The sequence below is a fragment of the Vibrio sinaloensis DSM 21326 genome (genome assembly GCF_000189275.1).
Classification (GTDB): domain Bacteria; phylum Pseudomonadota; class Gammaproteobacteria; order Enterobacterales; family Vibrionaceae; genus Vibrio; species Vibrio sinaloensis.
In genome coordinates this window covers 57,187-69,291 of record NZ_AEVT01000090.1, presented here as the reverse complement: position 1 = coordinate 69,291, position 12,105 = coordinate 57,187, and the positions used below count along the sequence as shown (strand labels likewise).

Here is a 12,105-nt window from a genome sequence, read left to right as displayed (position 1 = left end):
ACCTACGTGGTTTCATGAGTAGTAAGCTCAACAGTGAATACAGCTTGGCTTATTATGATACATTTGCAAAGAAAAAAAGATCTAAACCTCAAAACTCGATATTTAGTTTAAATGAATTAAGTATGACAATTTTAGTCTTTCTAGATTTTTTTAAATTTGTTTTTAAGCATAGAAACGCTGACGTGTATATTAATACGAGTTCATATTGGGGGTTTTGGGAAAAATCGGTACTGCTATTAATTGCAAAGCTCTTGAGAAGAAAGGTCTACCTAACAGTACATGGTGCTCACTTCTCTATTTTTTATAACAAAAGTCGAATTAAGTTTTTCATTAGATTTATATTGAATCAATGTGAAAGAATATCTTTTGTTTCTTTTGATATGAAGACTGAATTTGATGGAATACTACAATCAAGGTGCTTATATATACCTAACCCGGTATCTATCAAATCCGAAGAAGGTACTCTTAAAGATAAAGATAAAGATAAAGATAAAGATAAAGATATAGGTAATACTCTTCGTAATCTACATCACATTAAATCTAAATATGAACATGTTTTCCTGTCTTTGTCTTTGTTGGAGGACAGAAAGCGGGTGATTGAAATAATAGAAAGCTTTATTGGTGTCGAGAATGCCTGTTTAGTTGTTGCAGGAGATGGTCCAATAAGACGTGAAGTTGAAAATTCATGCTCAGGACGTGAAAATATTATATTTCTTGGCCCTATTAACGGGAAGTTGAAGAATGAAGTTTATAAGTTATCAGACGTTTTTATTCAAAACTCTAAAGAAGAGAGTTTCTGTATTACAATAATAGAAAGTTTACTATATCGAAAAATACTAATATCGACGAGAGTAGGTGTACTTGAATTTGACCCGCTGGAGTCCGATGATGTTATATACACACGTAATTTTAGTAAAAGTGACATTAGTTTAGGTGTTAATAGGCTTAAAGACAGTAATCGAGATATTACATCAAACTCATATGCTAAAAAATACTCGTGGGATGTTTTATGTGATGATTTTGTGAAGTTTTTTGATTGATATTATGAGGTGTAATTAGTGCTAGATTATATATATAAACACTCTCCAGTGTTTATTCAGAATTTAATGTGTAGTCTATATGGCTGGAAAGAGAGCAAGTCAAGATTTAATGAAAATTTTGTAAAGAAACTTAAGCTTTTCCAAGAAAGTGACTTCTACAAAGAAGACGATATTTTTGACTATAAGAAGACAAAGCTAGTTAATATATTGCAGTCGGCTAAGAACAGTAACTACCCTTTCGCTCACTATTTGTCATGTGTGGATGATGATCAAATAGCTCAAGCTCCTTTTCAAGTACTAGAATCTTTACCTATACTCACAAAGCATGAATTAAGTGGATATTGTCCGGAAAAAACTGATCGCAATGCGATAGTTATGAAAACTAGTGGTACAACTGGGAGAGCAATTAAAGTTCTAAAAGACAAGGAAGCGATCTCTACTCAGTGGGCTATATGGTTCAGACACCGAAGTCGATTTAATATCACCTTGGAATCTGTAAGTGTAAATTTTACTGGAAAGCCTGTTGTGCCTGCTAGCCAAAAGACTCCACCCTTTTGGAGGTATAACTCACATCAAAAGCAGTATCTTATTAGTATGCAGAGTGTCAATAAGGAAAATATAGCCTCAATTGTAAGTTTTCTAAACTCCATCAAGCCCAGTTACTATTCGGGTTACCCTAGTATTATATCTGAGGTATGTCGATTGGCTATAGATTCTGGTTTAAAGCTTGAGGGCTCGTCACGACCCAAATTAGTATTCTGCGGTGCTGAAAAAGTTCTAGAACACCAAAATGAAAGTATAGTCGCGTGGACTCAAGCTCTAGTGACAGATCAGTATGGCCTAACTGAGGGTAATTGTAATTTTTCCAAATGCGAGCATGGACACTACCACGAAGATTTCGAATTCTGCCATATCGAATTGGTTGATACTCACACCTCTGACACAGGGCTAGTGACAGGTCGTTTGATAGGAACAAGCTTTTACAATGAAGTGATGCCATTAATTAGGTATGATACCGGTGATATAGCAACATTTGCTCCAAGTGGTTTTAAATGCCCCTGCGGAAGAGAAAGCCGAGTTATTTATTCGGTAGATGGCCGCTCAGACGATTACGTTATATTGAATGATGGTCGTAAGATTATGAGGTTTGACTATCTTTTTAAAGATACTTATGAAGTTTTTGAGGCTCAGGTAATACAAGAAGAACTTGGATCTATCACTGTTAAAGCTGTTAAATCGACCAAGTTCAATAAACAAACCTTTGAAGCTAAAGTTAGGAAGTCTAGCTCAGATTACATTTGTAAAGATTTAAAAGTTAAATTCGATTACGTAAACCAGATAGAGCGCACTGGTTCCGGAAAGTTTAAAGCAGTTGTTAATAGGTTGTAATAATGAAACAAGTACTACAAGATATGGCTAAAGGTGGGTCTAATTTAATTGAAGCCCCAGCACCAAAATCATCAGCAGGTAACCTGCTAATAGACACCAGTATTTCTTTAATTTCTGCTGGCACAGAACGTATGCTAGTAGATTTCGGTAAAGCAAGCTTACTGGATAAAGCGCGTCAACAACCAGACAAAGTGAAAATGGTATTGGAAAAGGTGCAAACCGATGGGCTGATGACTACCTTGGAAGCTGTACAGTCTAAGTTAGCACAACCACTGCCTTTGGGGTATTGCAACGTTGGTGTCGTTAATGCGATTGGTAAAAATGTTCAAGGTTTCAAGGAAGGGGATCGTGTTATATCTAATGGCCCTCATGCTGATGTTGTTCGTGTACCAAAAAACTTATGTGCGCTTATTCCGGACAATGTATCCGATGAAGAAGCATCATTCACCGTTGTGGCAAGTATTGGTTTACAAGGTATCCGTTTAGCAGAACCTACGCTGGGTGAAGCGTTTGTCGTGACTGGTGTTGGTTTAATTGGTTTGTTGACAGTTCAATTGCTTCGTGCTCAAGGTTGTCGTGTACTAGCCATCGATTATGACGATGCGAAACTAGAGTTGGCTAAACAATTTGGCGCCGAAGTTTGCAACCCTGGAAAAGGTGAAGATCCCGTCGCTGTTGGTATGGCATTCAGCCGCGGCAATGGTGTTGATGGCGTAATTATTACAGCTTCAACGAAATCTAATGATCCAGTAACACAAGCGGCACGAATGAGCCGTAAACGTGGGCGTATTATTCTTGTTGGTGTGACTGGCTTAGAACTTAATCGCGCAGATTTCTATGAAAAAGAGCTGACATTCCAAGTTTCTTGTTCTTATGGTCCTGGCCGCTACGACGCAGACTATGAAGACAATGGTAATGACTATCCATACGCTTTTGTTCGTTGGACCGAGCAGCGTAACTTTGAAGCTATCTTAGATATGATGTCTTCGGGTCAAGTGGATGTTAAGCCTCTCATCACTCACCGATTCAAATTTGAAGATGCGGCTCAGGCATATGAGCTTCTCACTTCAGACAAATCGGCGCTTGGAATTTTGCTTCAATACCAGAGCGAGTCCAGTACTCGCCACCAGAAATCTGTTACGCTCAACAGTGACATGACGTTTGAAGTATCTAAGCCTGTTGTCGGCTTTGTAGGCGCTGGTAACTATGCATCTCGTATGTTAATTCCTGCATTTAAAGCTGGTGGTGCTCAACTACATACGATTGCTACTTCTGGTGGTATAAACGGCGTAACTCATGGTGAAAAGGCAGGCTTTGCGAAAACGACTACAGATACAAGCGCTATGATTTCTGACTCAGAAATTAATACCGTGGCTATCGTTACCCGCCATAACAGCCATGCTAGTTTTGTTTCTGAAGCACTTAGTGCAGGTAAAAACGTATTTGTAGAAAAGCCTTTAGCTGTCACATTAGAAGAACTTGCAGAAGTTGAGGCCACTTATTACTCAAAGGCATCTACTGCGTCGGCTCCCAAACTAATGGTTGGCTTTAACCGACGTTTTTCGCCTCAGGTGCAAAAAATGAAAGAGCTGCTGTCGTCAGTGAAAGAACCTAAGAGCTTTATGATGACGATGAATGCTGGCTCGATCCCTGCGGATCACTGGACTCAAGATAACGAAGTGGGTGGCGGTCGAATCATTGGTGAGGCGTGCCATTTTATCGATTTGATGCGATACTTAGCTGATTCTGAAATTGTTTCTGTACAGTGTCGTCGCATGGGAGATGTTGATGGTGTTGATATTACTGAGGATAAAGCAGCAATAATCCTCGGCTTTGCTGATGGCTCATTCGGTACGATTCATTACCTAGCCAACGGTGCGGCGAACTTCCCTAAAGAGCGAGTAGAAGTATTTGCCGCTGGGCGTGTTCTTCAACTAGATAACTTCCGTAAACTAAAAGCATTTGGTTGGCCGGGCTTTAGTAAAATGAATTTATGGAAGCAAGATAAGGGACAAACCAATTGTGCGGCGGCTTTTCTTAGCTCAATTGAATCTGGTAAAGAGTCTCCGATTCCAGCGCGAGAGTTGTTTGAAGTGGCTAGAGTGACGATTGAAATCGCAGAACAACTACGTAAGCAGCGATGAGTTTTAAATTAAAAGCGCAAACAGCTAGCGACTTGGGGCTTTTAAACTTAGCTCGAGTCGCTGGTTATCAACTTGGTGTTCGAAGCGGACTCAACTCAGTTAAGCGCCTTTCTCAAGCCCCTCTCTCGGGGCTTTTGTTCCGTCCTGCTGCGTGTTCAATACAATTGAAATGCATTAAGCAATACAAATTCGCTCCATTTGGTTGGTTGCCACAATTGTCTTTACAAGAACTCGAATGGGATAACAGTGTGCTAACCGAACATCGCTTTTCAGAGATGAGTAAGCCTTGGTTCAACCTATCTGATTTCGATTCTAATGTTGGTGATATTAAAGGCATTTGGGAGGCATCAAGATTTGATTGGGCCTTAGGTTTAGCAAGAGATTATCTTTCTGGTAGAGAGTCTGCTCTGGACGAACTCAATGCTACCGCAAAAAGCTGGATGGATCAGAATGCTCCTTATCTTGGCCCTAACTGGAAGTGCGGGCAGGAAGCGTCAATACGCGTTATGCACTTAGCGTTTACCGCTAAACTGCTTAATCAAGTTCGTAAGCCTGAACCTATACTTTTGGCGCTAGTAAAAGCGCATCTTAAACGAATCGCGCCGACGATCTCCTACGCGGTTGCGCAAGATAATAACCATGGCACATCTGAGGCTGCAGCGTTGTTTATTGGTGGCAGTTGGCTGGTTATTAATGGCGATAAAAGTGGGAATCGCTGGCAAAAGTTGGGGAGAAAATGGTTAGAAAACCGAGCCAAGCATCTTATTGCTAAAGATGGAACCTTTAGTCAGTATTCGGTGAACTATCACAGGGTAATGCTAGACACCTACTCTATGGCTGAGCTTTGGCGTCGAGAACTAGATCTTCCCCCATTTTCAACAGAGCTGACAAAAAGGGTAAGTCTGGCAACGCAGTGGCTTTATCAGTTAATTGACACATCAACAGGTGATGCGCCGAACTTAGGTCATAACGATGGTGCTCGTTTATTGCAGTTAACGGATACCGACTATCGAGATTTTCGTCCATCTGTTCAGCTTGCTTCTGTCGTGTTCCTTCAAGCATGCGCATGGCAGGAAGGTGGGGATTATGATGAAGCCCTTGCACTGCTGCAGTTACGAAAACCGCAAAAAAACTTACAAACACCAGCATCGTTTCATTTTGAGCACGGTGGCTATATCGGTCTAAGAAATCAATCGGGAACATTTGCTTTATTTAACTATCCCAAGTTTCGGTTTAGACCCGCCCAAAATGATGCGCTTCATGTGGACTTATGGCGTGATGGGGTCAATCTGTTACGCGATGGTGGCACGTTCAGCTACAACGCAGGCCAAGGCTATATCGACTACTACGGTGGTACACAAAGTCATAATACCATCCAATTTGACGGACACGAGCAAATGCCAAGGCTTAGCCGCTTTTTGTTAGGTGCTTGGTTAAAAGCAAAGAACGTCAACTTTGATGAGCGTCAGCTTACTGGAGAAGCGGGATACCGTGATTGTTTGGGCTGTGAGCATCATAGAGAAGTCTCCCTTACGGAAATGTCTTTGACGGTAGAAGATCAAGTGAGGGGCCTTAAAAATAAAGCAGTTCTTCGTTGGCGGCTAACTCCTGACGATTGGCAAGTTCAGGAACAAAAAGTGACCAATGGTAATCACAACATCTTAATCAATAGTGATGTAAAGATTGACCGCTTAGAGATCGTAGAAGGCAGAGAGTCTCGTTATTACTACCAAGAAAGCTCTATTCCTGTTCTTGAGGTGGAGATTTCGTCAGATGGCAAAATTACAACAGAGTATCAATTTCATTTATGAATATTCTTTATTTTCATCAACACTTTTCTACACCGAAAGGTTCAACAGGGATCCGTTCCTATGAAATGGCTAAGCGCCTAATTCATCATGGGCATCATGTGACTATGGTCTGCGGCACCTACGGTGGTGGAGAGACGGGTTTAGATTCGGCCTTTGTTTCTGGCAAGCGTGAAGGTATCGTCGATGGCATTCGAATCATAGAGTTTGATTTGGCTTACTCAAACTCAGATGGTTTTATTAAACGCAGTATGACGTTTATTAAGTTTGCCTTAAAAAGTATTGGCCTTGCCTTTACTGAAAAATACGATGTATTGTTTGCAACCACAACACCTCTGACAGCGGGCATCCCGGGTATCTTTGCTCGTTGGTTACGCGGCAAACCATTTGTTTTTGAAGTGAGAGATTTATGGCCAGAACTGCCCAAAGAAATGGGGGTTATTAAAAACCCAGTCATTCTTAGTTTGATGTCATTTTTAGAGTGGGCATCTTACCGAAGTGCGCATCGTTGTATTGGCTTATCTCCTGGCATTGTTGATGGCATTAAAAAGCGTGGCGTGGACGAAAGTAAAATAGCCATGGTGCCAAATGGTTGTGATTTGTCTATCTTTAGTCAGCCAAGTGAACCTTGGCGCCCGGAAGGCGTGAAAGAAACAGATCTGATGGCGATTTTCACTGGAACCCATGGAATGGCAAATGGCCTTGATGCCGTTTTAAATGCGGCAGTGGAGCTACAGAAACGTGGTCGAAAGGACATTAAGCTAGCTTTAGTCGGGCAAGGTAAATTAAAGCCCGAGTTGGAGAGAAGAGCGAAAGAGCTTGAGTTGAACAATGTGGTGTTTCACCCTCCAGTAAATAAGCAGAAGTTATCTGGTTTGATGGCAAGTGCAGATGTAGGTATGCAAGTACTGGCGAATATACCGGCCTTTTATTACGGCACATCGCCTAATAAGTTCTTCGATTATATCTCTTCGGGTCTACCAGTGATAAACAACTACCCGGGCTGGTTGGCTGGAATGATTGAGCAAACGCAATGCGGATTTGCGGTTCAGCCAGACGACCCGAGTGCTTTCGCTGATGCCTTAGAAAAAGCTGCCAATCAAAAAGAAGCCCTTACCTTGATGGGAGCCAATGCACGCCAACTTGCAGAGAGCCAGTTTGACCGCGTGCTATTGGCTGATAAATGGGTTGATTGGGTGACTGGCGTTAATGCAGAAGAGGGTAATGCGACAGACAACCATGTATCAGAGGTGAAAGATGAAAAGACTGTTTGATTTTCTCGCGTCTCTTATCGCGCTTATTCTGTTATCTCCTATTATTGCTTTAGTCGCTTGGAAGATTCGTGAAAACCTGGGTTCTCCGGTTCTGTTTCGTCAAACGCGTCCGGGTTTAAACGGAAAACCTTTTGAAATGGTGAAGTTTCGCACTATGAAGGATGCGGTGGATCAACAAGGGAGTCCGCTACCGGATTCTGAGCGCATGACTCCTTTGGGCGATAAGTTAAGAAACAGCAGCTTAGATGAACTTCCAGAACTCTGGAATGTTTTAAAAGGGGAAATGAGCTTAGTTGGGCCTCGTCCGTTGCTCATGCAGTATCTTCCGCTTTACAGCAGAGAGCAAGCAAGGCGACATGATGTTCGTCCCGGAGTGACTGGCTGGGCTCAAATCAATGGCCGAAATGCGATTAGCTGGGAAGAAAAGTTTGCCCTAGATGTTTGGTACGTAGATAACAAAACATTGTGGTTAGATATTAAGATTCTTTTCCTGACGGTTAAAAAGGTCTTCGTAAAGGAAGGAATATCTGCAGACGGCCATGTCACCATAGAGCCATTTACAGGCTCAAAAGAACAAGGTAGTCGCCAATCATGAAAAGCTGCGCCATTTTAGGAGCCAGTGGACATGGCAAGGTTGTTGCAGAAATTGCAGAGCTAAACGGCTATCAAAATATCTCATTTTTTGATGATCGCTGGCCCAGTTTAACCTCTGTTGAGCATTGGGACGTATCTGGTGATACTGTTGCACTTTTGGCAACGGCAAGCGAATACGATATGGTCGTGGTTGCCATTGGCCATAACGCGACACGCTGTGCGAAACAACGTGAGTTGAGTGCCGCAGGAGCGAACTTCAATTTGCTCGCTCATCCAAGTGCAGTAATCAGTAAATACGCAAACATCAAAGCAGGAACCGTGGTGATGGCAAACGCAGTCGTGAACCCATTCAGCCATATTGAAGCGAGCTGCATCATTAACACAAGCTCCGTCGTAGAACATGATTGTAGGCTGGCTGAAGGCGTTCACATAAGTCCCAATGCAAGCTTAGCTGGCGGTGTAGAAGTTGGCGAAAATTCTTGGATAGGGATCGGTAGCCAATTGAAACAACTTGTCGTCATTGGTCGTGATGCTGTTGTTGGCGCGGGCACGACGGTAATCAACCACGTACCAGACTTTCAAACCGTAGTGGGCTCTCCTGCTCATATGCTTATCAAATCAGGACAATAACCATTTATTAGGTGACATCGTGCTTAATACCCCATTTTCTCCATGGCCTTCTTTTACTCAAGAAGAGGCGGATGCAGTGAGCCGTGTGCTACTGTCAAACAAAGTAAATTACTGGACAGGTAACGAGTGTCGTGAGTTCGAGAAAGAGTTCGCGGCATGGACTGGTTGCGAATACGCGATTGCGCTTGGCAATGGCACACTTGCACTCGACGTGGCATTGAAAGCTTTAGGCGTAGGTGAGGGTGACGAGGTGATTACCACACCAAGGACCTTCCTTGCTTCAGCTTCGTCAATTGTGACTTCCGGTGCTGCACCAATTTTTGCGGATGTAGACTTAAACAGCCAAGCGATTACGGCAGAATCGATACAAGCGGTACTCACGCCAAAAACAAAAGCGGTGATCGTGGTGCACCTTGCTGGCATGCCAGCAGAGATGGATGCCATTATGGCCCTGTCGAAAGAGCACGGTTTTTACGTGGTTGAAGATTGTGCTCAAGCGCATGGGGCCAAATACAAAGGCCGTAGTGTTGGTACTATTGGCCATATTGGTGCGTGGTCCTTCTGCCAAGATAAAGTCATGACAACTGGTGGTGAAGGCGGCATGGTGACAACCAATGATAAGGCTTTGTGGTCATCCATGTGGTCATATAAAGATCACGGTAAGAGTTTTGATGCGATATACAACCGCGAGCATCCACCGGGTTTTCGTTGGTTGCATGAATCTTTTGGTACCAACTGGCGAATGACAGAAATGCAAGCAGTGATTGGTCGCATCCAGCTGGCTCGTATGGCAGATTGGACAGCGCAACGACAGGCGAATGCAGCACAAATCGATGATGCGGTAGCTGATCTTACTGTAGTTCGCCGAGTTGATGTCCCGGAATACAGCGAGCACGCCGAGTACAAACATTATCTGTTTGTAGAGCCTGAGAACCTTGCAGAAGGGTGGACACGAGATCGCATAGTAGAAACTATCGTTGAGCATGGTGTCCCAGCTTACCAGGGTAGTTGCTCAGAAGTGTATTTAGAGAGAGCGTTTGACAACACGCATTGGCGCCCTGTCAATCGGTTAACTAACGCAAAAGTACTTGGCGAAACGAGTCTAATGTTTCTAGTACACCCTACACTTACTAGTGAAGAAGTAGCAAAAATGGCCAGCACTATTCGAGACGTGTTGTTGCTTGCTCAGAAATAGAATAACTCCTTCACCTTTCATTTTCGGCTTTAAAGTAATAATGGATTGATATGGCTAGGCTAGATTACATCTGGAACCTATCGCGTTTCACAAAACGACTAATTAGCGTGCTTATTGATAGCGTGTTGATAATCACCTCTTTTTATGTTGCCTACTGGACGCGGCTCGGTTCGATAACACTTGCTCAAGATCCGCAAGTTCACTACGTCATTCTCGGTACCATAGGTGTGTCGATTTTAGCGTTTACTCGATTGGGCTTGTATCGAGCAGTCATACGTTACTTGACTTTTCATGCTTTAGCCGTAGTAGGAGCTTGCAGTGTTATTTCAGCCTTATCTGTTGCGTTGTTCTCCTACTACCTAAATGCAGATGTTCCTCGCTCAGTGCCGATTATATATGGAGCATTCTTGTGCCTGTTATGCGGCGGTGCGCGAATGATTGTCCGTTCTTTAGTAGCTCAGGTTAATAGTAAAAGTAAGAAAAGGGTGTTGATTTATGGTGCGGGCTCAGCGGGTCGTCAACTGGCTCTTGCTCTTCGCTCATCGGACTCCCATCATGTTGTTGGCTTTATCGATCAAGATGAAACGTTAAAAAATACCATGATCATGGGGATTAATGTTTACGATATCTTGGTCGCTGAGAACTTGGTCAACAAGTATCAGGTCTCTCAAGTGCTTCTTGCTATCCCTAGCGCATCACGTGCTAGGCGAAAACAAATTTTAGATTCATTAATGCATCTATCTGCAGAAGTGTTAACTATTCCTAATATGCAGGACATTGTTGAAGGGCGAGCTAAGATTGATGAATTTAAAAATGTTGAAGTTGAGGATCTTTTAGGTAGAGATCCTGTTGCTCCTCAGCAATCGCTTATGGAAGCGAATATTAAAGGCAAAGTGGTCATGGTTACAGGTGCTGGAGGCTCTATCGGCTCAGAGCTGTGTCGTCAGATTGCAAAACAAAAGCCTTCAGCCCTTATTTTATTTGAGCTGTCAGAGTTTGCTTTGTACCAAATTGATCGCGAGCTAAATAATTTAGTTGAGGCGGAAGGACTTTCTATAGAGATTATTCCTTTGCTTGGCTCTGTGCAGCGCATTAACCGTTTAGCGACCACTATGAAAAGCTTTAGTGTACAAACTGTGTATCACGCAGCTGCTTATAAACATGTACCTCTTGTAGAATATAATGTGGTCGAGGGCGTCCGCAATAATGTGTTTGGTACATACTATGCGGCGAAAGCAGCCATTGAAGCAAAGGTTGAATCATTTGTATTGATCTCAACCGATAAAGCGGTGAGGCCAACTAATGTTATGGGTACAACCAAGCGAATGTCTGAGCTCGGCTTACAAGCGCTTGCTGGGCAGCAAAGTGGGCTTGAACAAGGTACACGCTTTTGCATGGTCCGTTTTGGTAATGTGCTAGGCTCTTCAGGATCTGTTATCCCACTGTTTAAAAAGCAGATTGCTGCCGGTGGCCCCGTGACTGTAACGCACGAAGATATCATTCGTTACTTTATGACTATCCCTGAAGCGGCTCAGTTAGTTATCCAGGCGGGTGCTATGGGCAAAGGCGGTGATGTGTTTGTGTTGGATATGGGAGAGCCCGTCCGTATTGCCGACCTAGCAAGGAACTTAATCCAGTTATCTGGGCTAGAAGTAAAGGATGCTCATAACCCATATGGTGATATATCGATTCAGTTCTCTGGATTACGGCCAGGCGAGAAACTCTACGAGGAACTACTCATTGGAGATAATGTTGCGGAAACTGCTCATCCACGGATAATGACCGCTCAAGAGGCGTATTTACCTCTAGAGGAGTACTGTGAGCTATTGGATAACCTGGACAGAGCATGCCATAATTTCAATCATGAAGAGATTAGAAACTTATTGCTTGATGCTCCAACAGGTTTTAACCCGACTGATGAAATTGGCGATCTCGTTTGGAAGCGGGTCAATGATGGTACGACAAATCATTTTCCAAACGTAAACGAAGAGCTCAAAACATTAGTTCATTGACAACAAGCGAGCAGGAATG

Annotated in this window: 9 protein-coding genes; all 9 read left to right on the top strand. The window is 43.0% G+C overall.

Annotation, left to right across the window (positions count from 1 at the left end; genetic code table 11):
- Positions 1 to 1,040, top strand: a 1,040-nt coding sequence (locus RH45_RS16110) for a glycosyltransferase family 4 protein (protein WP_008079091.1), incomplete at its 5' end; no start/stop codon positions are given.
- A gap of 18 nt (positions 1,041 to 1,058) precedes the next feature.
- Positions 1,059 to 2,429: a phenylacetate--CoA ligase family protein gene (locus tag RH45_RS16105; protein WP_008079089.1), complete on the top strand. Its 1,371-nt coding sequence runs from the start codon at positions 1,059 to 1,061 to the stop codon at positions 2,427 to 2,429.
- Between the two features lie 2 nt (positions 2,430 to 2,431).
- Positions 2,432 to 4,573: a bi-domain-containing oxidoreductase gene (locus tag RH45_RS16100; protein ID WP_008079087.1), complete on the top strand. Its 2,142-nt coding sequence runs from the start codon at positions 2,432 to 2,434 to the stop codon at positions 4,571 to 4,573.
- The gene (locus RH45_RS16095; RefSeq protein ID WP_008079086.1) at positions 4,570 to 6,384 is read left to right on the top strand and encodes a heparinase II/III family protein; all 1,815 of its coding nucleotides are present in this window, start codon (positions 4,570 to 4,572) and stop codon (positions 6,382 to 6,384) included. Before RH45_RS16100 ends, RH45_RS16095 begins: the two co-directional genes overlap by 4 nt.
- Positions 6,381 to 7,655 (top strand): glycosyltransferase family 4 protein, encoded by a 1,275-nt coding sequence (locus tag RH45_RS16090; protein WP_039958825.1) that lies wholly within the window; start codon positions 6,381 to 6,383, stop codon positions 7,653 to 7,655. Before RH45_RS16095 ends, RH45_RS16090 begins: the two co-directional genes overlap by 4 nt.
- Positions 7,639 to 8,250 (top strand): sugar transferase, encoded by a 612-nt coding sequence (locus RH45_RS16085; protein ID WP_008079082.1) that lies wholly within the window; start codon positions 7,639 to 7,641, stop codon positions 8,248 to 8,250. The genes RH45_RS16090 and RH45_RS16085 overlap by 17 nt, the downstream gene beginning before the upstream one ends.
- Positions 8,247 to 8,879 carry an acetyltransferase gene (locus RH45_RS16080; RefSeq protein ID WP_008079080.1) on the top strand — a complete coding sequence of 211 codons (633 nt, stop codon included), beginning with the start codon at positions 8,247 to 8,249 and terminating at the stop codon, positions 8,877 to 8,879. The genes RH45_RS16085 and RH45_RS16080 overlap by 4 nt, the downstream gene beginning before the upstream one ends.
- A 19-nt stretch (positions 8,880 to 8,898) precedes the next feature.
- The gene (locus RH45_RS16075; protein ID WP_008079078.1) at positions 8,899 to 10,074 is read left to right on the top strand and encodes a DegT/DnrJ/EryC1/StrS family aminotransferase; all 1,176 of its coding nucleotides are present in this window, start codon (positions 8,899 to 8,901) and stop codon (positions 10,072 to 10,074) included.
- 50 nt (positions 10,075 to 10,124) lie between these two features.
- Entirely contained in the window at positions 10,125 to 12,086 is a 1,962-nt protein-coding gene (locus tag RH45_RS16070) for a polysaccharide biosynthesis protein (protein WP_008079077.1), read from the top strand.
- Positions 12,087 to 12,105: the final 19 nt, after the last annotated feature.

What these genes read in the sequence shown, in the direction of transcription:
- RH45_RS16090 (WP_039958825.1), top strand. Translation starts at nt 6,381, where the DNA reads ATGAATATTCTTTATTTTCATCAACACTTTTCTACACCGAAAGGTTCA.
- RH45_RS16080 (WP_008079080.1), top strand. Translation starts at nt 8,247, where the DNA reads ATGAAAAGCTGCGCCATTTTAGGAGCCAGTGGACATGGCAAGGTTGTT.
- RH45_RS16095 (WP_008079086.1), top strand. Translation starts at nt 4,570, where the DNA reads ATGAGTTTTAAATTAAAAGCGCAAACAGCTAGCGACTTGGGGCTTTTA.
- RH45_RS16070 (WP_008079077.1), top strand. Translation starts at nt 10,125, where the DNA reads ATGGCTAGGCTAGATTACATCTGGAACCTATCGCGTTTCACAAAACGA.
- RH45_RS16100 (WP_008079087.1), top strand. Translation starts at nt 2,432, where the DNA reads ATGAAACAAGTACTACAAGATATGGCTAAAGGTGGGTCTAATTTAATT.
- RH45_RS16085 (WP_008079082.1), top strand. Translation starts at nt 7,639, where the DNA reads ATGAAAAGACTGTTTGATTTTCTCGCGTCTCTTATCGCGCTTATTCTG.